At 70.0% G+C, this 21,954-nt stretch carries 21 protein-coding genes and 4 pseudogenes; 16 read left to right on the top strand and 9 right to left on the bottom strand.

What is annotated here, in order from left to right:
• On the top strand, nt 1-1,166 hold a 1,166-nt coding region (locus ACRWNP_RS35375), incomplete at its 5' end, for a WxL protein peptidoglycan domain-containing protein (RefSeq protein WP_431968835.1).
• Nucleotides 1,167-1,175: 9 nt separating this feature from the next.
• On the opposite strand, the gene ACRWNP_RS35370 is transcribed toward ACRWNP_RS35375, so the two are convergent.
• Together ACRWNP_RS35370 and ACRWNP_RS35365 are read right to left on the bottom strand one after the other, a co-directional pair.
• Nucleotides 1,176-2,867, bottom strand: coding sequence for a TROVE domain-containing protein (locus ACRWNP_RS35370; protein WP_431968833.1), 1,692 nt, complete (start codon nt 2,865-2,867; stop codon nt 1,176-1,178).
• A 595-nt stretch (nt 2,868-3,462) separates the two neighbouring features.
• Nucleotides 3,463-3,978 carry a VOC family protein gene (locus tag ACRWNP_RS35365; protein ID WP_392604616.1) on the bottom strand — a complete coding sequence of 172 codons (516 nt, stop codon included), beginning with the start codon at nt 3,976-3,978 and terminating at the stop codon, nt 3,463-3,465.
• A 751-nt stretch (nt 3,979-4,729) separates the two neighbouring features.
• Between ACRWNP_RS35365 and ACRWNP_RS35360 the strand changes: the two genes are divergently transcribed.
• From ACRWNP_RS35360 to ACRWNP_RS35345, 4 genes are all read left to right on the top strand, one after another.
• Nucleotides 4,730-5,008, top strand: a complete 279-nt coding sequence (locus ACRWNP_RS35360) for a hypothetical protein (protein WP_431968831.1) — start codon at nt 4,730-4,732, stop codon at nt 5,006-5,008.
• Nucleotides 5,009-5,196: 188 nt separating this feature from the next.
• On the top strand, nt 5,197-5,601 hold the full coding sequence (locus ACRWNP_RS35355; RefSeq protein WP_431968829.1) for a RidA family protein: 405 nt from the start codon (nt 5,197-5,199) through the stop codon (nt 5,599-5,601).
• 33 nt (nt 5,602-5,634) lie between these two features.
• Nucleotides 5,635-6,588 carry an RNA polymerase sigma-70 factor gene (locus tag ACRWNP_RS35350; protein WP_431968827.1) on the top strand — a complete coding sequence of 318 codons (954 nt, stop codon included), beginning with the start codon at nt 5,635-5,637 and terminating at the stop codon, nt 6,586-6,588.
• A 98-nt stretch (nt 6,589-6,686) separates the two neighbouring features.
• The gene (locus ACRWNP_RS35345; protein WP_431968825.1) at nt 6,687-7,898 is read left to right on the top strand and encodes an NAD(P)/FAD-dependent oxidoreductase; all 1,212 of its coding nucleotides are present in this window, start codon (nt 6,687-6,689) and stop codon (nt 7,896-7,898) included.
• 146 nt (nt 7,899-8,044) lie between these two features.
• On the opposite strand, the gene ACRWNP_RS35340 is transcribed toward ACRWNP_RS35345, so the two are convergent.
• Complete coding sequence (locus ACRWNP_RS35340) at nt 8,045-9,058, bottom strand: DUF1259 domain-containing protein (protein ID WP_431968823.1); 1,014 nt, start codon at nt 9,056-9,058, stop codon at nt 8,045-8,047.
• Nucleotides 9,059-9,847: 789 nt separating this feature from the next.
• On the opposite strand from ACRWNP_RS35340, the pseudogene snpA reads away from it, so the two are divergent.
• A pseudogene (gene snpA, locus ACRWNP_RS35335) lies at nt 9,848-10,489 on the top strand (snapalysin); the annotation flags it as partial.
• A gap of 780 nt (nt 10,490-11,269) precedes the next feature.
• Here snpA and ACRWNP_RS35330 read toward each other — a convergent pair.
• Nucleotides 11,270-11,737: a hypothetical protein gene (locus ACRWNP_RS35330; protein ID WP_431968821.1), complete on the bottom strand. Its 468-nt coding sequence runs from the start codon at nt 11,735-11,737 to the stop codon at nt 11,270-11,272.
• Nucleotides 11,738-12,074: 337 nt separating this feature from the next.
• Between ACRWNP_RS35330 and ACRWNP_RS35325 the strand changes: the two are divergent.
• The 3 genes and pseudogenes from ACRWNP_RS35325 to ACRWNP_RS35315 form a co-directional block, all read left to right on the top strand.
• Nucleotides 12,075-12,519 (top strand): annotated as a pseudogene (locus ACRWNP_RS35325) (IS481 family transposase); the annotation flags it as partial.
• Between the two features lie 140 nt (nt 12,520-12,659).
• On the top strand, nt 12,660-13,388 hold the full coding sequence (locus ACRWNP_RS35320; RefSeq protein WP_431968819.1) for a DinB family protein: 729 nt from the start codon (nt 12,660-12,662) through the stop codon (nt 13,386-13,388).
• A gap of 46 nt (nt 13,389-13,434) precedes the next feature.
• Nucleotides 13,435-13,749 carry a transposase gene (locus ACRWNP_RS35315; protein ID WP_431968817.1) on the top strand — a complete coding sequence of 105 codons (315 nt, stop codon included), beginning with the start codon at nt 13,435-13,437 and terminating at the stop codon, nt 13,747-13,749.
• A 70-nt stretch (nt 13,750-13,819) separates the two neighbouring features.
• Here ACRWNP_RS35315 and ACRWNP_RS35310 read toward each other — a convergent pair whose 3' ends face one another.
• The gene (locus ACRWNP_RS35310) at nt 13,820-14,614 is read right to left on the bottom strand and encodes an alpha/beta hydrolase (protein WP_431968815.1); all 795 of its coding nucleotides are present in this window, start codon (nt 14,612-14,614) and stop codon (nt 13,820-13,822) included.
• 315 nt (nt 14,615-14,929) lie between these two features.
• Between ACRWNP_RS35310 and ACRWNP_RS35305 the strand changes: the two genes are divergently transcribed.
• Nucleotides 14,930-15,241 (top strand): transposase, encoded by a 312-nt coding sequence (locus ACRWNP_RS35305; RefSeq protein ID WP_431968813.1) that lies wholly within the window; start codon nt 14,930-14,932, stop codon nt 15,239-15,241.
• 67 nt (nt 15,242-15,308) lie between these two features.
• The gene (locus ACRWNP_RS35300; protein ID WP_431968811.1) at nt 15,309-15,956 is read left to right on the top strand and encodes an IS3 family transposase; all 648 of its coding nucleotides are present in this window, start codon (nt 15,309-15,311) and stop codon (nt 15,954-15,956) included.
• Here ACRWNP_RS35300 and ACRWNP_RS35295 read toward each other — a convergent pair.
• Nucleotides 15,853-16,077: pseudogene (locus ACRWNP_RS35295) on the bottom strand (transposase); the annotation flags it as partial. The gene ACRWNP_RS35300 and the pseudogene ACRWNP_RS35295 sit on opposite strands and share 104 nt — an antisense overlap.
• A 2-nt stretch (nt 16,078-16,079) precedes the next feature.
• Here ACRWNP_RS35295 and ACRWNP_RS35290 point away from each other — a divergent pair.
• The 4 genes and pseudogenes from ACRWNP_RS35290 to ACRWNP_RS35275 all read left to right on the top strand — a co-directional run.
• Nucleotides 16,080-16,362 (top strand): annotated as a pseudogene (locus tag ACRWNP_RS35290) (IS3 family transposase); the annotation flags it as partial.
• Between the two features lie 618 nt (nt 16,363-16,980).
• Nucleotides 16,981-17,814 carry a hypothetical protein gene (locus tag ACRWNP_RS35285; protein WP_431968809.1) on the top strand — a complete coding sequence of 278 codons (834 nt, stop codon included), beginning with the start codon at nt 16,981-16,983 and terminating at the stop codon, nt 17,812-17,814.
• Nucleotides 17,815-17,822: 8 nt separating this feature from the next.
• Nucleotides 17,823-18,179 (top strand): hypothetical protein, encoded by a 357-nt coding sequence (locus ACRWNP_RS35280; RefSeq protein WP_431968807.1) that lies wholly within the window; start codon nt 17,823-17,825, stop codon nt 18,177-18,179.
• Between the two features lie 295 nt (nt 18,180-18,474).
• The gene (locus ACRWNP_RS35275; RefSeq protein WP_431968805.1) at nt 18,475-19,500 is read left to right on the top strand and encodes a hypothetical protein; all 1,026 of its coding nucleotides are present in this window, start codon (nt 18,475-18,477) and stop codon (nt 19,498-19,500) included.
• Between the two features lie 294 nt (nt 19,501-19,794).
• Here the strand turns inward: ACRWNP_RS35275 and ACRWNP_RS35270 are convergent, their stop codons facing one another.
• The 3 genes from ACRWNP_RS35270 to ACRWNP_RS35260 are packed head-to-tail and all read right to left on the bottom strand — an operon-like array spanning nt 19,795 to nt 21,420.
• Nucleotides 19,795-20,241 carry an N-acetyltransferase family protein gene (locus tag ACRWNP_RS35270; RefSeq protein WP_431968803.1) on the bottom strand — a complete coding sequence of 149 codons (447 nt, stop codon included), beginning with the start codon at nt 20,239-20,241 and terminating at the stop codon, nt 19,795-19,797.
• Entirely contained in the window at nt 20,174-21,301 is a 1,128-nt protein-coding gene (locus ACRWNP_RS35265; RefSeq protein ID WP_431968801.1) for a helix-turn-helix domain-containing protein, read from the bottom strand. The genes ACRWNP_RS35270 and ACRWNP_RS35265 overlap by 68 nt, the downstream gene beginning before the upstream one ends.
• Entirely contained in the window at nt 21,241-21,420 is a 180-nt protein-coding gene (locus ACRWNP_RS35260) for a helix-turn-helix domain-containing protein (protein ID WP_431968799.1), read from the bottom strand. The genes ACRWNP_RS35265 and ACRWNP_RS35260 overlap by 61 nt, the downstream gene beginning before the upstream one ends.
• A 138-nt stretch (nt 21,421-21,558) precedes the next feature.
• Between ACRWNP_RS35260 and ACRWNP_RS35255 the strand changes: the two genes are divergently transcribed.
• A partial coding sequence (locus tag ACRWNP_RS35255) for a recombinase family protein (RefSeq protein ID WP_431968797.1) occupies nt 21,559-21,954 on the top strand: 396 nt, incomplete at its 3' end.

Here is a 21,954-nt window from a genome sequence, read left to right as displayed (position 1 = left end):
CCCCCCCCCCCCCCCCCCCCCCCCGCCTCCCGCTCCAGGAGAACCCCGACATGCACCCGTCCGCACCGCGCCGTACGACGCCCCTCGCCCGCACCGCCCTCTTGGTCCTGTTCGCGGCCCTCGCCCTCGTGGGCCTCCACGCGGGGCCCGCCCGGGCGGCCGACGGCGACGTCACCTGGACGGTCAGGACGGCCGCGAACGGGTTCGGCGACGACCGGTCCAGCTACAGCTACACCGCGAACCCCGGCGGACAGGTCAAGGACGCCATGGTCGTGGCCAACCGCGGCACCACGCCGCTGCGGCTCGCGCTGTACGCCTCCGACGGCTACACCACCGACACCGGGCAGCTCGACCTGCTCACCAAGGACAAGAAGTCCGTCGGCATCGGCGCCTGGGTCCACGCCGGCCGCGACAGCGTCGTCATCAAGCCCGGCAAGACCGCCGAGATCCCCTTCACCGTCACCGTGCCGGACAACGCGACCCCCGGCGACTACGTGGGCGGCATCCTGACCTCGCTCAAGCAGTCCGACGAGGCCCAGGGCATCAACGTGGACCGGCGCCTGGGCATCCGCGTCAAGCTGCGGGTCAGCGGCGAGCTCAGGCCTGAGCTCGCGGTCGAGGACCTGCACGTCGACTACAGCGGCCCGGCCAATCCCTTCGGCACGGGCGACGCCACCGTCACGTACACGATCCACAACACCGGCAACGCGATGCTGTCGGCCCGTCAGGCCGTCTCGGTCGCGGGGCCCTTCGGCCGGCTGCGGGCGAAGGCCGGCGACATGCCCGCGCCGCCCGAGCTGCTCCCCGGCGAGAGCTGGAAGGTGAAGGTGCCCGTCCACGGCGTGGCGCCGGCGGTGAGCCTGACCGCGACCGCCACCCTCACCCCGCTGCTCACCGATGCGTCGGGCTCCATCAACCCCCTGGACCCGGTCGAGGCCACCGCCCACGGCTGGGCCGTGCCCTGGATCCTGCTCCTGCTGATCGTCCTGCTCGCCGCGGCCGTCGCCGTCGCGATCGTCCTCCGGCGCCGCGGCCGCGCACGGCGCAAGCAGCGCGAGGACAGCCGGGTACGGGACGCCGTGGAGAAGGCGCTGCGCGGCAAGGACGCGCAGTCGGCGAATCCGGAGCAGCCGGAGCAGACCGCGAAGCCCGGGCAGAAGGCCTGACCCGGCCCGTCAGTCCGTGACGGCGGCGGGGTCCCAGGGCCACGAGGCGTCCCGCCCCGCCTCCAGGAGCGGGATCAGCCGGAACGCCGCGTCCGCGAGGCCGCCGAAGGTGTGCCGGTGCGGCCCGGTCGCGGCGTGGCCCATGGCGTACCCCGCCAGGTTCCACGTGTACACCGGGACGTGCTTCGGGACGGCGCCCATCGGGTCGCCCAGGGGCGACCAGAAGGCCTGTTCGTCGGTCACCACGACCACCCGGTCGTGCCCGGAGTAGTGCCGGGTGACAGCGGCGGCGGTGTTCGTCCCGCCGAGGTCGCCGAACCGGTCCAGCGCCCGCAGGACGGACTCGTTCCGCGCCGGTTCGACGCGCAGGCTGCCGGTGCCGAACTGGACGAGGTCGGCCCGTTCGGCCCGCATCGCCAGCGCGGTGCCGAAGATCGCGGCGGAGTCGGCCCGGTTGAGCTCGGTGTCCGCGCTCGGCCGGTCGAACATCGAGCCCGAACGGTCGACCAGGACCAGCGTCCGGCCGGGCAGCGCGGGCACGTTCGCCAGCGAGTGCCCGAGGGCCCTCTCCAGGGGCTCCTCCCAGCGGCGTGAGGGCACGTTGCGGTGCGCGGCCAGGTAGCGGAACGGGAACTGCCGGGAGCGGAGCACCTCGGCGGGGTCCGAGATCCGGCGGGCCACCTCCGCGGCCGCCTCGTCGCCGACCCCGGCGAGGTCGAAGTTGCGCAGGTTGCGGACGAGCGCCATCACCCCCATCGAGGGGATCACGGCCTCCCACACCGCGGCGTCCAGCGGCCCCTGCAGCCAGCCCGCCAGCGCCTCCCAGCTCATCCCCGCCGCGGCCAGCCGCTCGGCCCCGTCCGCCCCGGTGACCAGCGCGTACCGCCGCTCCACCGGTACGGAGAGCAGCGCGTGGTGCGCGGCGAGGAGCGGTTCCCCGGCTGGCGGTACGGCGCGGTCCGGACGGTGCCGCCGGTCCAGCGCGTACCGGAACAGCCCGCCCTGCCAAGGACGGCCGGGCGCGGGGGCGGGGTGGGTGAGCTCCAGTACGTCGCCGAAGCGGAAGTCGTGCGAGGGGGTGTCGTACCTGAGCAGCGCGCGGCCGGTGTAGAGCCGGCGCACCGCGTCCGCGACCCCGCGCTTGAGCGGCTGCGGCAGCCTCCGCCCGTAGCGGGAGGTCCAGTACGCCAGCAACTCGCCCGGCTCGTCCGGGCGTTGCAGCACGGCCTCGACGGCCTGCCGGGAGAAGCCCGCGGCCCCGGCGTCCAGCCTGCCGCGGACGAACTCGGCCGCGCCCACCACTGACGCCGTTCGTATGTGGGCCTGTGTGCGCAGCCAGCGCAGCAGACCGAGAGTCCACTGCGGGTCCTCGACGGCGAGTCGCCGCACCAGGCGGGCGTAGCGCTCGTCGCGGGACCCGGCGCCTTCGTAGAAGCTGTTCTGACCGGCCATGTGGGAGACGGCGAGCAGGAACAGCTCCGCCTTGGGCTCCCGCGCGTATCCGGCGCCCGCCTCGTGGTTGAGGCCGGGCGGCGGGAACGCCGTCCGCAGCACGGCCCCTGCGGACCGGGGAGGCGCCACGACCCAGCGGCCGTGCAGGGAGAGCGGGGAGGTGGCACCGCCCGCGGTGACGCCCGGTATCTCGGCCCGGATCTCCTCCCTGGCCTCGGTCTTGGCCCGCTGACGGTTGAACCGGGTCATGCAGATGTCCCCCTGGAGGGTGGCGGTCGGAGGGCGCGCGGCGGGAACACACGCGGAACGGGGCACGCGCGGTCACGGAATCGCCCGGCCACGCGAAGGCGGCGCCTCCCGAGATCAAGGGTGTGCACCGGTGTGTACTTGTTCGCAGGAAGTAACCGGGGCACGGCGCATCGGAAGGCGTCGGACGGTGACGTTACCCGGCCCCGTGCGCCGGCGCATCCCAATTGACGCGGGCGCGATGGGCGGCGCCCGACGAGGGTGTCCTGCGCGCTCTCCACCGACGCGACGTCGCGCGGGAGTTCTCCCCGGCCGCCACGGCCCGGGCCGGCCGTATCGGCGCACCGGGCGTCCGCCGACGGGTCGAAGTCGGCGTCATCGCAGCGGAGTTCGAGTTCCGCGGGTTCTCAGGTCCCGGCCGCGCGGGGCGTGGGTGCGGGGCGTGAGTGCCCGGCTCCGCGGTGTTCCACCGCGGAGCCGGGGGAGCGGGGCGGTCCGGGCCGCGGCCCGGCGCGTGCGGGGGCCGGACCGACGGCCGTCAGATGATCGTCCGCCCCTCCGGCCGGCGTCCGGCGCCCGCTGCCCGCATTCGCTCGTGTCAGAGGATGTACTCGCCGAGGGCGTAGCCCTTGGGCTCCGTGATCAGCTCGATCCTCAGCCCGTTGGGGTCGGCCAGGAACATGCTGTCCGCGACCTCGCTCGGGAAGGCCGCGTACGCGATGCCCTTCTCCTCCAGGCGCTCCTTGACGGTGGCGAAGGCCTCGGGCGTGACCGACAGCGCGATGTGGTGGCCGCCGCCGACCGTCTCCGCGTAGTCGGGGTGGGGGTGGCCCGGGAAGTCGAAGAAGGCGAGCATGTTCTCGGCGCCCATGTCGAAGAAGAAGTGCGTCGACCCGCGGTAGTCCCGGTTCTCCATCAGGTCCACCAGTGGGAGGCCCAGGACGTCCCGGTAGAAGAGGATGGTCTCCTCGACGTCCCGCGCGATGAACGCGGCGTGGTGGACCCCCTGCGTCGTGGGCGCGGGGCGTTCCCCGGCCGGGAGGAGGTAACGGTCCCTCAGCTCTGCCTGACGCTCCAGGATCGCCTGCAGTTCCTCGCCGTGCGGCTGTGCCATGGTCGTGACTCCTCATCCTGCGGACCGCGCGAGGTGCGCGGACTGCAAGGGCGGGCACCTGGGCGACGGTGCGGAGCCCGCCCTGCTCCATTCATGCTTGACGCGTCAACCGAACATAGGGCTATTTATTTGACGCGTCAAGCATGGAGGGGTCGGCGCCATCGACGACTCGCCGCGCGACCGGCCCCTCGGCCCTTTCGGGCGGTCGGCATCGGGCGGTCGGCATCGGGCGGTCGGCATCGGGCGGTCGGCATCGGGCGGTCGGCATCGGGCGGTCGGCATCGGGCGGTCGGCATCGGGCGGTCGGCATCGGGCGGTCCTCGCCGGACGGTGCCCGGGGAGCGGGAGCCGGTGATCGCATGGCGTGGGCCGGCGACGGCACGGCTGGGACCGGCGGCCACGGAGGGTGACCTCGGACCCCATGTAATGGCCATGGGATGCTCGTGCGTGACCGCTCTCCCAGGCGGCCCGAAGATTTCCGGCGAGCCGATCACACGCTCTCTGACCTGCGGAAAAGCGGCCCCGATGACGCTGAGGCGCAGCGCTTTCTTTTGACTCCGCGCCGCACCCGTGTCACGGTCATGTCCTCGGCGTTTGCTGCCTTGCATCACGGCGTCCCTGCCCGGTGAGCGAGAACGCGTGGGTCACGTGCCACTCGTCCTGCCGGCTCCAGGCACACGAAGCCGGTTCGACGACGGTCGGAAATGGCACGGCCGTTGTCCACCAATCTTCACGTACGAAGGAGATTGACATGCGCGCAAACATCACCGTCCGCCGGACTGTCGCCGCGGCGCTCGCGGCACCGATGCTCGCCTTCGTCGCGGCGGGCACCGCCGACGCGGCACCGCAGACCACGGCCTCACTGGCCCGTCCGACAGCCGTCACGAACTACGTCCAGGGAGGCGGCGGCTTCGGCGGCTTCGGCCCGATCCGCGGGAACTACGGTTTCTTCGGCGGCGGTTTCGTCCCCGTCGTCGTCCCCGTCATCGTCCCCGTCGGAGGCTTCAACTCGTTCTTCCCGTTCCGCTAGAGGCTCACCGCTCCTAGCGCCCATCGCAGCACGCCGCGCCCGGCCGGGAGGCCCGTGAAGAACCGCCACGGGCCTCCCGGCCGGAGGCCGCGGTCGCGTCGCTCCTGTCACACCCCGACGGCGGCTCCGGTCTCAGCTGTCGGCCCCGTTCATGTGGGGCCGGTCCAGTCGACGACGAGGAGACAACCGTGACCGTCCGGTCCAGGGAATTCAACTTCGGTATGCCGTGGGAGTCGCTCTACGGCTACAGCCAGGCCGTACAGGCCGGCGACACGCTCTACATCTCCGGGCAGTTGTCCCACGACAGCGCGGGAGACTTCATCGGGACCGGCGACTTCGAACTCCAGATGAGGACGACCCTCGACAACCTCGACCGCGTGCTGGAGCACTTCGGCGCCGGCCGCGACCAGATCGTCGAGACCACCGTCCTGGTCAAGGGCCTGCGGGACCACTTCGACACCGCCGCCCGCCTGCACGCCGCCTACTGCGGCGAGCACCGCCCCACCAGCACCGTCATGGGCGTGTCCGACCTGGCCCTGCCCGACCAGCTCGTCGAGATCGGCGCGGTCGTCCGCCTCGACGTCGCGCACTGACCCGCGCCGCCCGCGGGGACTAGGATCGCGGCCATGGCCCTGACCCCGCACGACGTGGAACGGTTCGAGGCGTCCAGGCCCCGCCTGGAGGCCGTCGCCTACCGTCTCCTCGGCTCCGCGAGCGAGGCCGAGGACGCCGTGCAGGAGACGTTCCTGCGCTGGCAGGCCACGGACGTCGACCGCATCGAGGCCCCCGAGGCCTGGCTGACCAAGGTGCTCACCAATCTGTGCCTCAACCAGCTCACCTCGGCCCGGGCCCGGCGCGAGACCTACGTGGGCCAGTGGCTCCCGGAGCCGCTGCTCGCCGGCGACCCGATGCTCGGCCCGGCCGACACCGCCGAGCAGCGCGAATCCGTCTCCTACGCGGTCCTCGTCCTGCTGGAACGCCTCGCCCCCAACGAGCGCGCGGTGTACGTGCTGCGGGAGGCCTTCGACTACCCGCACCGCGAGATCGCCGAGATCCTCGACATCACCGAGGCCGCCAGCCAGCAGCTCCACCACCGCGCCAAGAAGCACGTGGCGGACGGCAAGGCCCGCAGGGCCGGCGCCGAGATCGACGAGGCGGCGGCCCGGCGGGTCGTCGAGGAGTTCCTGGCGGCGGCCGCCAGCGGCCGGACCGAGCCGCTGGTGCGGCTCCTGACCCAGGACGTCGTGGCGGTCGGCGACGGCGGCGGGAAGGTCCCGGCCCGCGCGAAGGCGTTCGAAGGCGCCCTCGCCGTGGCGAAGTTCCTGCGGGGCCTGTTCAAGCCCGCTGCCGCCAAGCGCGCCCTGATCGGTGGTACGGCCGAGGTCCACGCGACGGCCGCCAACGGCGCCCCCGCCGTCGTGGCGGTCGTCGACGGCCGGGTCGTCGGCGTCATGTGCCTGGAGGTCACCGCTGAGGGCATCATCGCCGTCCGCAACCAGGTCAATCCCGACAAACTCGAACGCGCGACCAGGCGATGGGCGGCCGGCGACCACGGAGAGCCCCTGCTCCACGCCTTCTGACCCCCATGTGACGTGCTTCACACCCTGTTCCTGTCAGGAAACGGCGGGCCGCCCGGTTCAAGTGGCGAACCCGCTGGAGAGCAGACAGGAGCCAGGACATGCAGCACCGCATCGTCGTCCTCGGAGCCGGATACACCGGAGCCAGCGCCGCCGGGCGCCTCGCCAGGCGGCTGCACCGTGAGGACGTCGCCATCACCCTCGTCAACGCGGAGCCCGACTTCGTCGAGCGCGTCCGGATGCACCAGCTCGCGGCCGGCCAGGACCTCACGCCCCGGCCCCTCGGCGAGATGTTCGCGGGGACGGGCGTCGAACTGAAGGCGGCGAAGGTCACCGGCGTCGACGCCGACCGCCGCACCCTCACTGTCACCGTGCACGGCGCGGACGGCGTGGACCGCGACGAGGAGCTGGCGTACGACACCCTCGTGTACGCCCTGGGCAGTGGCTGGAAGGACCAGGGGGTTCCCGGCGTCGCCGAGCACGCCCACGAGATCGCCGGCCGCCCCGGGGCACTCCGGGTGCGCGAGCGCCTGGCCGGCCTGGACGCGGGACAGCACGTCCTCGTGGTCGGCGGCGGCCTCACCGGCCTGGAGACCGCGACCGAGATCGCCGAGGCCCGCCCGGACCTCGCCGTCGCCCTCGCCGCCCACGGCGGCCTCGGCGACTGGCTCGCCCCCAAGGGCGCCCGGCACCTGCGGAAGGTCATCGACAGGCTCGGCGTCACCGTGCACGAGCACACCACCGTCACCGCGGTGGCGGCCGACCACGTCGCCACCGCCGACGGCACCTCCATCCCGGCCGCGGTCACCGTGTGGACCACCGGCTTCGCCGTCCACCCGATCGCCGCCGCCACCACCCTGGAGACCGACGGCACCGGCCGGATCGTGGTCGACGGCACCATGCGCTCGGTCTCCCACCCGGACGTCTACGCCATCGGCGACGCCGCCCTGGTCATGGGCCCCGGCGAGAAGCCGCTGCGGATGTCCTGCGCCTCGGGCCTCCCCACCGCCTGGCAGGCCGCCGACGCCATCGCGGCCCGCCTGACCGGCGGCAGGCTGCCCAACGTCCCGCTGCGGTACTTCAACCAGTGCATCTCGCTGGGCCGCAAGGAGGGCCTGATCCAGTACGTCACCGCCGACGACCGCGCCGTCAGCGCGGCCCTGACCGGACGGCTCGCCGCCATCTACAAGGAACTGGTCTGCAAGGGCGCCGCCTGGGGCGTCGCCAACCCGACGATGGGCATCCCGTCCCGCCGCCGCCGCGTCACCCACCGGCCCGCCCCGGCCGGACCCGCGGTCCGCACCCCGGCCTGACCCCCTTGCCGCCACGCCCCGCCGCGGGGACCACCCCCGCGGGCGGGGCCGCGGAGCGAGCGGGACCGCCGCGGCCGCAACGGGTGTCCCCTGCGGAGCGGCGGTCGTGACACGGAAGCGACGGCCGGCAAGGCCGCCGGCGGCCCTCAGCCGATCTCCACCGCCATCCCCTTGACGTTGGTGGCGTCCAGCGCCTTCCGGATCCCCTTGGCGAGCTTGACCGCGTCACCGACGGCCCAGAAGTGGACGAAGAAGAGCCGGGGTTCGTCCGTCAGCCCGTGGTTGTGCAGTTCGACGAGCTGGCACCCGGCCTGCCTGAGCGCCGCGAGGACGTCCTGGACCTCACTGGCGATCATCGCGCAGTCGCCGCTGACGGCGGCCCTGCCGTTGCCCAGCGGCTGGTAGTTGATCGCACTGGTGGATCCGAGGCCCGGCGGCAGGACCATGCCGGCGTCGGTGACGGTCTCCCGGCGCACGAAGGTGTTCTTGTAGACCCCGTCGTCGATGCCGCCCTTGACGCCCATCACCTTGTCGATGGTGGCGACGTCCAGGTCCAGCTCGCGGGGCACGGAGTGGTCCGGCCGCCCCGGCGGCGGCGCGCCGGTCCGGTCGAGCGCGGCACGCAGGCCCTTGGCGATGGCCACGGGGTCCTTGCCGTGCGCGTGGACGTGGACCCACCAGATCTCCGGGTCCTGCGACAGCAGGTGCTTGTGGATCGCGGTCTGCTCGATCTTGCGCTCGTGCAGCACATCCGCGAACGACTGCATCTCCTTCTCGGTGACCACCACGTCGCCCATCAGCAGCGTGTTCCCGTCGGCGTAGCGCACGAACGACACGTGCGAGCCCAGGGCGAGCCCCGGTTTGACGGTGACGCCCTGCGAGACCACATTGAGGTCCCGGCGCGGCAGACCCGTGTGGTACATGAACTCGCGCCTGATGTCGCCCGTCCGGCCCAGCGCGACGGCCACGTCCTTCCAGTCCGTCAGAGCGGTGCGCACGGGCATGACCGACGGGTGGTTGTGCTGTTTCGACGTTCCGGTGGGCGCGCACGCGGAGATCGCCCCGCCCAGCATCGGCGCCAGAGTGGCCGCGGCGAGCAGATGCCGCCGTGACGCACCTGCCTGCGGGTGGGTGTCCTGCTGTCGGTCCTCACGCATCATGTGTGCCTCCTGACGGGATGGAAGCACGGCAAACGGCGGACACACCCCAGCAGCGCCAGCACTGCGGCCAGGTGGGTGAAGCGCCCGTCGGCAAACGGGTGAGCCGACCGGGCGGAAAGCGCTTCCTGTCCGGGTCCACCACGCCCGGAGGTCGCCGGCCGCGTCGGCCGCGCCGGCGTCGGCCGCGCCATCGCGCCGCTTACGCATCGCGGCGCCCCGGACGCCGGCGGCGGGCGGAACGCTGCTGAGGAGAAGCCGGCCGACCTCTGTGCCACGCCGCTCGCCGGTGCCCGGCGGGCTCGGCTTCCCTCTTGATCAGGACTGAGCGGTGGCGCCTTCAGCGGTGAGGGCGAGTCCCCGGGGCGAAAGAGGCGGAAGCCCGCATGTTATGACATCGGTCACAGCGCTCCGCCAACCCACTGGCGCACTTAGTAGATACGGCATGGCGGACATCTGGGTATTTGCCCCTCTTTGCCCGAATGTAGATCTCGTCGTGAATCCCGGAGTTCCGCCCGGCCGCCCTGCCAGCCAGCTGACCTGTGAAGCAAGGCTTTTGACATCACATCAGTTTGTCCTCGCACCGCCATGTGCGGACTGGAGCCCCGCGCGCTGCCCTGGCGAGGTCCTGGCACCTACGAGGCGACGTAGTGGCGGGACCCTTTGCGCTCCCTGTCGAGCGGTTCTAAGAATGGCGACCCACAGAACGTCGTCGCAGTTCAGAACCGGTGTTCACGCGGAGTCGACCGCGCACCGGGCGCTCGGCGTCACCGAGTGAGTAGGAGCCCTCGCATGAAGTCGTTCCAAACGCCCCCGGGACTCCTCGCCCTCGCTCTCGGCCTGGGTCTGGCCTCCAGCGCGCTGGGCGCGGCGGTGCCGGCGAGCGCCCAGACGATCGCCACCCCGCCCGCTTCCGCCGCTACCTCCGTGGCGCGGTACGCCGGGTCGGCTCAGGAGACGGCGAACAACAAGGCGTTCTTCCAGGCTGTGCTCAAGTCGGTCGCCGAGAAGCGCGCCGCCCAGCCCAACGCGCAGGCGGTGACCGTCTACTACGACGCCTCCCGGGCACCGAGCTTCCGTTCCCAGATATCGAGCGCGGCCTCGATCTGGAACAGCTCGGAGTCCAACGTCAAGCTCCAGGAGGCTTCGAGCGGTGCCGACTTCTCCTACTACGAGGGCAACGACTCGCGCGGGTCCTACGCCTCCACCGACGGCCACGGAAGCGGCTACGTCTTCCTTGACTACACCCAGAACCAGCAGGACGACTCGATCCGCGTCGTCACCCACGAGACCGGACACGTGCTGGGCCTGCCGGACAACTACAGCGGGCCGTGCAGTGAGCTGATGTCGGGCGGCGGCCCCGGCCCGTCCTGCACCAACCGCCACCCCAACGCCACCGAGCGCTCGCGGGTCGACCAGCTGTGGGCCGCCGGAGCCGCACAGTCCCCGGGCACGGTGAACCAGCCCACTGACCACCCGAGCACTGGCACTGAGCCGCCGGTATGGTCCGGGGCGCCGGGCCAGGGTACGGGGCGTCCGCACGGCGGCCCGTCCTGGCGTTGATCGCGTTCCCGAATGGGAAGCTGCTCGCTGCAGGGCATGGCTGCAGCCGCACGCTCAAGCCGGTCGTCCGAGCACGCTTGCCGACCGACAGACGCTGACCAGGGGCAGCGTGTGATCCCGGTCGGCAAGCAGTCGCTTCCCCCGCCGGCGATGTTCGTCGCTCGCGGCAGGCGGCCGTGCGGGAGCGCGCGGGGGAGCAGTGGATCACGAGCGACCACGCCTTCACCGCGCGCCCGGCGCGGCCCGCCGAGACGCGGAACCCGTACCGCTCGTTACGCGCGAGGCGCGAAGCGCCGGCCTCCGGAGGGCGCTGTTGCATGGGCGGCTCGGTGCCGGATCGCCGTCACATCAGCCACACGGACCGGCCGCCGCGGAGGCGTCCCGGTCGCGGGTGAGCGTGGCCGTTGACGCCGGATCTGGACGCCGAAGACCCCGAGTCATGCCGAAAGGGGCACCCGTCGCTCCATATTTGCCTGGCGGCCTCCGTATCTACTTGCTGGTTCCTGCTTCGGTGGCGATCGCTATCGGCAAGGGGTGGAGTTTTGGTGATCTCCACCGTCACTCTGCCGCGATTCCGCGTCGGCAGCTACGCCTGCCAGGTCACCCACTCCGAGCTCTCAGACGCGGAGGCGGCAGCCGAAGGGCTCCGGATCACGACGCCCCTGGCCTGGGCTCCTCGCCGTCGTAAGCCGCCAGCGCAGCCTGGCGGCATTCCAGCAGGCTGCCGAGAACCTCGGGGGTCACGTGCTCCTGGGCCAGTGCCACCGTGGCCCTGGCCTCGACCGACGCCCATGCGTGCCGGGCGCGCTTGTTGGCGCGGCGCCTGGTGTCGCTGCGCAGGAAACCCGCTCCCGCCGCGAAACCGGCGGAGGCCAGAGCGGCGAGGGCGGCGGGAAGGCGCATGTCCGCCGAGGCCAGTCCTGCCGTTCCCGCCGTCCCCGCGAGCAAGGCCGCGGGGAAACCGAGGGCGATGTCCGTCTTGGTCCAGAACTCGGCCCGGCGATGGGCGAGTGTCCTCTGGCGCGTCGCCTCGTCTCTCAGTCGCTCGACCTCGGCACGCAGGCGGTGCGCGGGCTCGTCCGGACTCAGGCGGGTGGTTCCGTCAGCGGGAGTGGCCATAGGGGAATTCCAACATGTCTGTGGCAGAAGGTAGTTGGTGAGTCCGGACAGCCTTCGGGCGCGGTAGACGTGAGCTTCCCACGATGGTGTCCCACCACGGTGTAGTCGATCCTGCCGATGATCTTCACCGTCGCTCGTGCGCGATCAGGCTGACTGGCGTGCTTGTACTGCGTGCGTAGGCCGGCGTGCAGGAATTCCGGTCGTGAATGGGGCCTTTGCCGCCGTGATCGCCTACACCACTCCAGGGACGTGACCCTCGTGAGACGGCGGGACTGCTGACTCCCTGAGGTGCTCGACTACCGTGCGGTCCATGCGTTCTGCGCTGGACACGCCCCAGGGAGCGGCCGACCTGGCCGAGTCGTTGTTGTGGTTCGGGCCGGCGCTTGCCGGCAACGCGGTGACCCTGCGGATCGACGTGAACCGGCTGCACGTCCTGATCGACCGCACCCGGCACAAGACCCTGCCCTCCAAACTGTCCCGCAGTGACCTGCGAACTTTGCTGGCCTGCGGCGATGCCCGGACCGCCGGCCCACCCCCCGACCGTCCCACCGCCGGCACCGCAGACCGCCGAACGGATCGTCTCCAGCAACGGCGGCTTCGTCATCGCAGGCCAACGCGTCCAAGTCGGCCGCACCTGGGCCCGCCAGGTCTTCACCGCCCACCTTGATGACACCGTCATCCAGGTCTTCCACGGCAACGACCTGATCACCACTGTCCCCCGCACCACCACCAAGGGAGTGGTCGTCCGCAAATCCGGGGAGTACAACAAACGAAAAATCGTCGAGCCCAAACGTCAAGCATCACCCGACGCCAAAACGTCCAGCATCAACCGAGACCCGACAGCGATCGCTTCATGATCGTCTGAGACCTGTCCCGTAAGTCGTGACCCGGGGATGTTGGCTTGTCGGTGCTTGGACCTAGCATGCGGAGCATGACGCGGTATGTTGACGAGGATCTGCACGGTGCGGAGTTCCGTGAGTGCGATCTGACCGGGGCACGCCTGATAGGCGTCGTCATGCAGGATGCCGTGATCGACGGACTCATCACCAACCTCGTGGTGAACGGTGTCGAGGTCACCGAGTACGTCGAGGCAGAGCTCGACCGGCGTCATCCGGTGCGGGTGCTGATCCGTTCCGAGGACCCGGCCGATCTTCGCGAGGCATCGCGTCAGCTCCATGCCGGCTGGGCCGCCACGATCGAGCGAATCCGCCGTACGCCCGGCATCGAGCGCCGCAACGTGAACGACGAGTGGTCGGCGGTGCAGACAATGCGCCACCTGGTCTTCGTCCACGACTCGTGGTTCCGCCGCTGCTGCCTGGGCTCAACGGACCTGTTCACGCCGATGGGCATCGGGACGACCGTCGAGCCCTACCGTGGAGCGCACGGGCTTGACCTCTCGCTCGATCCGGCCCTCGACGAGATCGTGAGGGTGCGTGACGCACAGGCCGCCCAGCTCGAAGCCTGGCTCGACGAGGTCACCGCTGTGCAGCTCGCTGCGCGAGCGCCGGTGCCCGACGACGATGTCTGGCCGCCGTATGCCCGGGGCCGCTTGGTGCGGCAGTGCCTCGGCACGGTGCTCAACGAGACCTTTGAGCACCACGGCTTCTGCGTCCGCGACCTCGACCTGATCGAGGCGCAGGACGCTGAGTAGGGCCGGCTGCGGACTCGAGCCACCCGTGGGGTGGGCTTGATCCGCTTTGACGGACATCGGAGATCAGGGGCTTCGGTCCCGGAAGGATGATGTCCATCATGGAGAGCATGGGGAAAAAAAGCCTCGCCCTCGCCGCTCGTTCACCCCGGAGTTCAAGGCCGAGATAGTCGAGCTGTGCCGGCGGGGTGACCGCTCGGTCGGTCAGGTCGCCAAGGACTTCGACCTGACCGAGACCGCGGTACGGGACTGGGAAGCAAACCGCTCCCACAGCGAGGAGCAGACGCAACAGGAGCGGTCGGCCCTCGCTCAGCGCGCGGGCTCCGAACCAGACCAGCCCAACTGCGAGGCCAAGACCCACTAGCCACCGCCACCATCTATCGCCGTCGGCTGCCGCGTGCCAGGCGCCAGAAGTCGCGGCCGTGGTTGCCGTATTAGGAGTGGACGAGTGCCCATTCGAGGGCGTAGTCGGCGATCTCCTGCCAGCCGTCCTGGACGGCCATCAGGTGGGAGCGGCCAGGAAACACCTTGACCTCGGTGGTGGTGCCCTCCGCCTTGTAGTGCCTGGCGTTGGACATCTGGACCTTCGGTGGCATGACATGGTCGAACTCGCCTGAGAGGAACAGTAGGGGCGCCCGATTGGCGTTGTGGAAGTTCACGTACGTCTCGGTGTGGCCGGGGTGAAGGTTGGCCAGCGAGCCGCTCCATACGATGTTGCCTGGTGCGGGGATGTGGTAGCGCTCATATGTGGCGCGCGCGTAGTCGTCGGGAAACGTGTTCGCGAAGGCGTAGTGCCATTGGTCGAGGTCCAGTCCGACGGCGCGGTGCCGGTTGGCCGGGTTCTTCAGGACGGGGAAGAGGGACCGGATCTGGGAGAGTGGTACGACCGGTACGCCCTGGGTGGGCGCGGAGTTGATCACCACTCCGGCGGCACCGAGGCCGCGGTCCAAGAGGATCTGGGTGAAAAGGCCGCCAGCAGAGTGACCCATCACTATGGGCGGCTGGTCCAGCCCCACGATCAGCTTCTTCAAGCTAGAGATGATTGCCGGAACGGTCACGGTCTCGATCGGGCTCGGGTCGGCGTTAAGGGCCTCGACCTCCACCTCGAATCCGGGGTACGGAGGCGCGATGACACGGAAGCCCTTGTTCTCGTAGTGGGCGATCCAGTTCTCCCAGGCCCGCGGCGTCACCCAAAAGCCGTGGACGAGGACGATGGTGTCGGGTTGCATCAGTGTGCTCCTTAGCGGGTCGACCGAAGGCTGGTCGAACCTAAGACCGATAGGGTCCGGCAATGTGACAGCAGGGCAAAAAAATTGCCCCTGTGGCACAGAAGGTGCTGATGTCGACCGCCTCTATGCCAAGCAGGTGTCCAGGCGACGCAACGTCCGTAGGTGGTGATGTTCCGTCGTTGGTGCTGAGCGAGCGTACGAAGCAGCAACTGCCCCGGCCGGCCGCCAAACCGGCATCGTGAGCTGCACTGATCTTCGTGGAGTCCCTGAAGTCTGGGTTTGTTGCGATCCAGGCGTAAAGGAGAACTACCAGCAGTGCCAGCACCCCGTAAGTACCCCGATGAACTCCGCGAGCGTGCCGTCCGCGAGGTCCCCTCGACCGGTCGTCCCGTCGCGCACGTCGCCCGTGACCTCGGCATCCACAAGGAAGCCTTGCGATCCTGGGTCCGCCAGGCCGAGGCCGACGCCGGCGAGCGCGACGACCGTCTTACCGCCGCCGAACGCGACGAGCTGGAAGAACTCCGCAAGGAAAACGCCGAGTTGCGGCGGGCGAACGAGATCTTGAAGGCCGCCTCGGTGTTTTTTGCCCAGGAGATCGACCGTCCCCGGACGAGGCCGAGCAGGTGATCGACCACCTGCGCGACATGGGCCTCGGGGTCGATCTCCCCCAGAGGGGGCACCCCCAGTCTGCCGGGTGCTGGACCTGTCGCCGTCGGCCTACTTCGCCCGCAAGACGCGACCGAAGTCGGCCCGCCGCCTGCGCGATGAAGAGTTGATTCCGCTGGTCAGAGCCGTGTGGGAGGACTCAGGTCGCACCTACGGCGCCCGCCGGATCACCCGCGCGCTGGTCCGCTCCGGACGCCAGGTGGCGCGCTGCACGGTCGAGCGGTTGATGCGCGAGCTCGGGATCGAGGGCGTCATCCGCGGACAACGCCGTCGCACCACGATCCCGGAGCCGGCCGCGCCGCGCCCGCCGGACCTGGTCAACCGGCGCTTTGCCGCCGAGCGCCCGAACCAGCTGTGGCTCGCGGACCTGACCTACATCCGCACCTGGTCGGGCTGGGTCTACGTGGCGTTCGTCCTGGACGCGTACTCCCGCCGGATCGTGGGCTGGCAGGCCGCCACCCACATGCGCACCGACCTGCCACTGGATGCGCTGGAAATGGCGCTGTGGCGCCAGAAGATCAAGAAGGACGCGGGACTGATCCACCACAGTGACCGCGGCTCGCAACCCGCATTCAAGCGGTCGTCGCAACACCGGCTTCTTGGATCGATAGTAGTTGTTCGTTCAGGGCTTCGGCGGGTGTCTTCCAGCCGAGGGTTTTGCGGGGCCTGTTATTGAGTGCGTGAGCAACGGCCTGGAGTTCGTCGGCTTCCCGTCGTGATAGGTCGGTGCCCTTGGGGAAGTACTGTCCGTTATTGTTTTCGTTGGTGCCGCGTTGCCAAGGGCTGTGCGGGTCAGCGACAATACGTGTCCATTCGCTACACAGAGCGATTGGCAGAGGTCGGCGCCTCCGCGTCGGTCGGGTCCGTCGCGGATAGCTACGACAACGCGATGGCCGAGGCCCTGAACGGAACATTCAAGGCTGAATTGATCGAGCATCAGGGACCGTGGCGGGACTTCGCCCAGGTCGAGCGGGCCCTCGTCCAGCAGCGAACGACTCCACTCCGCCCTCGGCTACGTCCCGCCCGACGAGTACGAGCAGGCGTACTGGGCGCAACTAGAGGAAACCCCGCAGACCGCTTGATCACACGATCGCGGACTCCACGAAATTCGGGGCAGCTCACTGATCGCGCGCAACGTGGTGTCGCTCGTCGAGCCGCCACAGGTGGAGCAGCGCGACCTGTCGCCCTGGTCGCTGGACGAGACGCTCGACTTCCTCGCGGCCGCCCGGACCGATCCGCTGTACGCGGCCTCCGCTTTGAGGGACACCAGGGGACCGCGCAATCCATCTCCTCGGCCACGTTCACCAGTCTCACTCTGGACACCGAGACCATCGACAGCGACGGCGGACACAGCACCGTCACCAATCCGTCCCGCTACACCATCCAGGTCGCCGGGACCTATTTCCTCCTCGGGCAGGCCTGTTTCCCGTCGAACGCGACCGGCAACCGCGGGTGCCGACTGCAGGCCAACGGTGCCAACATCCAGGGGGGCGCCTCGCTCATCCCCGCAGCGACCGGCAACGCCTGCGGAGTGCCGTGCTCGGCCATGGTCTCGCTCAGCGTTGGCGACTACGTCGAAATCCAGGGATACCAGACATCCGGCGCGGCATTGAACACCGCCAACCCCACCGACTTTTCAAGCGGCCTCCGAGTGCTCTGGATTTCCGGCTGACCCGCTAATCCCGGAAGGAGAACGGCAAATGACCACTCCTCAGGTAACTCCGCAATGGCGGAAACTTCTCGACCACGTCATGGCCGTCCCCGAGCGGATTTACGAGACGTGGGAACCAGTCGTCGGCTGGAACAACGAGACCCCGTTCGGGGAGCAGTACGGCTGGGACGGCGTCGCGTGGTGCGTCATGTTCGACTGGGACATGTACGCCGACGTCGGCCTCACCGCGGCCGTGCCGAAGACCGCCTCGGTCTCCGCGTTCACCTCCTGGGCGCGCGTCCACGGCTGCTGGTCCGAGTACCCGTCCATCGGAGCCTGGACCAACTTCGGCAACGGCGCCCACACCGAGATCGTCACCGGCTTCGACGCCACGTACGTCTACACCAAGGGCGGCAACTCCGTCGCGGCCGGCGCCGCCGATGCAGGCCAGGGCAACGGCGTCTTCTCCCACCGCACCGAGCGCCGCTCCTCCCGCGTCACCGGCTACCTCGCGCCCGTCTTCCCCGACGGCATCTGCCCGCCCACCGCCGACCCCGCCGACCCGCGCGGCGGCAAGCCCGCCACCGCCTACCGCTGGGCGCCCGCCGTCGCCAACGTGATGCCGGCCTTCCCCGGCCGCGGCTACTTCCTCCTCGGCGCCACCTCCGACCACGCCCTCCTCCTGCAGACGTGGCTCCACCGCGGCCAGTGGGGCCCGCCGTACCGCGTCGGCCCGTCCCGCACCATGACTGCCCTGGACCTGCTCAAGGTCAAGGCCCTGCAGGAACACTTCCTCGCCGCCCTCGGCCCGGCCGACGGCAAGACCGGCCCCAAGACCTGGCAGTACGCGTACGAGGTCGCCAACGGCCTCCGCAAGAAGTAGGCCCCGCCATGGCACCGGACGCGCAACTGTGGTCCGCGTTCATCGGCTTCGCCGCGCCGCCGCTCATCGCCGTCGTACAGCAGCCCCGCTGGTCCAGCACCGCCAAGACCCTCGTCATGCTGCTGTCCTCGGTGACCCTCGGCTGCGGCTCGGCCTACTTCGGCGGCCAGTTCACCGCCCACACCGTCGGAGGGAACGTCCTCATCGTCGCCATCGCCGCGGGCTCCGCGTACCAGACCGTCTGGAAGCCATCCGGAGTCGCGCCAGGGATCGAGAGAGCCACGTCCCCGAAGCCGAGCCGAGGGCGGCACCGGTCATGCGCGAACCAGCGGAGGCGCCGGTGTCATGGCGGGTGGTGGCCATGACGTGGAAGACGTCCGTCGGCTGCGGACCTCCGACGCGGTCGCCGCCATGCGGCCATGGCGGCGGGCTGAACTGTGACGACGGTCTCTCCGCAGACCATTTCGAGACCAGGTACTCTCGCTTTAGTAAGTAAAGTCAGGGCCCTACGGAACCGGGCGGCCCTTTCGTAGGCTGCTCGCGCGAGGCGTTAGACGACCGGTCGGCTATACTCGCGCGTCGGGGACTGCTTCTCCGCCACTACTCATTAGGGATGCGGAGCAGGCATCGCCGCGTAGGGAAAGGAAGGAGCTGTTTTCTTTGCAGTATGGGTTCAAGAAATTTCGCCTGTGGGTGGTGGTGGCTGTCGCTGCGATCACCGTCACCGTGTTCGGGACGCAGGCCTTCGCCGCCCAAGAGGGCGAGCAAAACATTTGGTTCCCCGAACAGGCAGCTGGCGCACAGATACACGTGACCGCCGGGTTCTCGGAGGCACGTAACCCGAACGGCAATATTCTCCAGGTGTGGCACGACCGTGATTCGAATTACATCCGCGTCTCATACAATCACGGCGGGGCGGCCTTGTGGCCGGGGGCTGTCACGCAGGCTGCTCCGAGAGTCATCTGGACCGGGTATGGATGGCGGGTATTCCACACGGGACAGGACGGGAGTATTTATTACGCGGGGCTGGAGATCCGCGCCGACGGGACGCTGAATCTTGGGACCTGGCAGCGGCTCGTTACGCCGACCCGTTTGTCAACCTATGACCCCCCTGCGGTGGTCGGACTGGAGAACGGTCCCGGCAGCGATAGCGAATCTTGGTACATTGCCTACCGAGATGCCAATGGGGATGTGCGGGGCCAGTACCACCAGCGGCTCAACGGTCAAGACACATGGTCCGCATGGCAGTGGATTGGTGCAGCCCAGGGAACGGTCGCGGCGCCTGGCATCGCTTTCAATGCGAGCTGGAATCGTCTTGTGCTGTCCTACACCCGGCCCGGTTCCTATGAGGTCGGGGTGACGACTCAGATTCTGGGATCCTCGAACTGGTCGGCGGGGACTGTTCTCTCCGGCTTTTCGGGCACCCAGCACAGCATCCCCACAGTTGCCCTGACGGACAACAGTAACGGCCAGATTGCCATTCAGGCGTTCGGCAACGTATTCCGGATCGCCCACATCTGGCTCGACTCCAGCCGCAACTTTCATTGGACGTGGGGACAGGAAAGCACGGGCTGGCAGACCTTCTGGGATCCGTGGCTCACGGCTGTGGGGAACTTCGTCTACCTCCTGGCCAGCGCAACGGATAACCAAGACCCTCTGTACTGGAAGCAGTCGGGTTCCTACTGACAGCACCGTCCGCACGTCGCAGTCGGGGGCACCGGAACCAAGGTGACCTCACGGCCGCGATCAGGGTGGAACGACGGGCGCAGCCAGTCCGGACCAGCCGCGATTCGTCAGTTCCGACATGCAATGGGCCCCGCCCATAGGCGAGGTCTATTGCAGTCAGAAGTGGTGGGAGTGTTGTGCCTCGGCCACGGGCGCGCCGAGCAGGCGCTCGAGCCGAGCGGAACGGAATGTCGCCATGCGTAGATCTTGGCGAGAAGGTTCCCGTCGCGGGTGGATTTTTCCCTGGCCCTCAGCTCAGAACGGGAGCCGGTACACGACCTTTCCGCCGTTCACCGGGACGCCGAGGGCCTCGTAGAAGCCCAGCGCGGTCGGGTTGTCGGTGTCGGCCGTCCACTCGAGCCGGGTGCAGCCGAGCTCTTGAGCCGCGGTGCGGACGGCGTCGAGGAGGGCGCGGCCGACGCCGCGGCCGCGGGCCTGGTCCCGGACGTACAGCTCCTTCATCCACGCACTCGTGTCGGCGCCGGCCGCGGGCCAGAGCAGGGAGAAGGAGGCCATGCCGAGGACGTCCTCGCCGTCGCGGGCGAGCAGCACGGTGGCCGCCGGGTGGGCGCCGAAGAGTGCGGCGCGGATCTGGTCGACGTTGCCGGGGGCGTAGTCGCCGCCGTAGTAGACCTCAATCTCGCCGATGAGCCGGGAGATCTCCTCGGCGTCCTTCTCCGTCGCCGGCGTCACCTGAGCCATCGATCATCCCCGCCCTCTCGCCGGGCGGGAGCGCCAGGATCTCGCGCAACACCCGGACCTCACTGACCGCTTGTGTCTCGGGCACCCTAGCGGCCACTTCCCGGGCACGGTAGATGATCAGTGCCGAGCGGTGTGCGGGCGGCAGGGTCACGATGGTCTCAGTGGCGAGAGCGGCGGCTGTGGCCGCGTCGCCGTCGTGGGCGCGGCACATGGCCTGGTCGAGGCGGATGAGGGTGCGGTCGGTGTGATCGCTGTCCGGGTACAGGCCGAGGGCCCGTTCGTGCTGCTCGGCCGCGCGCGGGACGTTGCCCAGGTGGGTCCACGCGTTGCCCGAGTGGAAGGCCAACTGCGCCTCGCTGTACCCGAAGGCCGAGCCGATGCGCTGCTCGGCGGGAAGCCGCTCCAAGGCGGCCTCGGCAGCCTCGAGGGCGGCCGCGGTCTCCTCGCCGTGGCCGAGCTGGGCCAGGGCCCGGGCGCCAAGCGGCGCGGCGAGGGCGGCGCCGACGCAGGGCAGGCCTCCCGCGTAGTGCCGGGCGCGTGCGGCGAGCTCGACGGCGCCATGGAGGTCGCCTCCGTAGTAGAGCTGGTACGCCTCTTGCGCATACATCCACGCGAGGGTCGTGCGGTCCTCGCCGGCCGCGGCCGCGGCCCGGCCGGTGCGCCACCAGTCGCGGGCGGCCGGATCACCCAGCTTGAGGAGCGTGAGGGCCATCAGGCCGGCCAACTGCGCCAGGCACTGGATGAGACGCCGACGGGCGGGCTCGGGGTGACGGTGCGCCAGGACGTGGCGCAGGTCGCCGATGTCCGCCAGGAGCTCCGGCAGGAGCTCGCGCTCGGGCCGGTAGCGGGTGGCGCGGCCGTGCCGGGCCACCGTGTAAGCCCACTCGTCCAGGCACGTCGACGACACCGGCCCCGCGGCGAGGGTGTCCCGGAGGTCGTGCTGCAGGGCGGCGACCTGCTCGAGCGGCCGCAGGCCCGGCCTCATGGCGGCAAGCGCGATCAACTGGCCGTTGGCGTGGAGCGCCTGATCCAGCGCGGCCGCCATGGCCGTGTCGGCCACCGCCGCCCGTTCTCCATGTCGGACACGTAGCTCTTGCCGCAGGCGGCCAGTTGCGCGACGTCCCGCAGGGACCGCTCACCGCGGAGGCGGCGTAAGGCCTGCCCGAAGGTCTCCGACATGGCTGCTCCTCCCCATGTCCGCCATGTCCGCAACGCAGCGGACAGGAGCGGACGCGGTGTGTATGGGCCCCAACCGCCCTACTCGGCAACGCTACTCCCAAGGGCTGATCAACCACGGGGCGTGACGGGAGAAGCGGTGTGGATACGACGGTCAATGAGAACGCGACCACCGCCGCCGCACGACCGGCGCACGCCCCGGAGCAGCCCAGGCGCCGCGCGCTGATCTACGTCTGCATGACGCAGTACGGCGACGTCCACCGGGTCGTCGAGGAGCTCCGCGCCTACGCCCGGCAGCGCGGCTGGGAGATCGTCGGCGAGTACGGCGACCGCCACGGCCTCGCCAGGACCGAGGGCGAGCGCCCGCAGTTCCACTTGGCCCGGGCCGCCATCGCCGCCGGCCACGCCGAGGTCTTCCTGACCTACTACCCGACCATGCTCGGGCTCTGCGCAGGCGAGGCCACCGAGGTCCCGGACTTCGAGCGGTGGCTCGCCACCCATGGCGCCGAGGTCTGCACCGCGTGGCACCCGTGCGTA

This window comes from Actinacidiphila sp. bgisy160, from assembly GCF_965342435.1.
Taxonomy (GTDB): domain Bacteria; phylum Actinomycetota; class Actinomycetes; order Streptomycetales; family Streptomycetaceae; genus Actinacidiphila.
The sequence above is the reverse complement of the archived record's forward strand: the minus strand, read 5'-3'. Positions and strand labels throughout refer to the sequence as shown.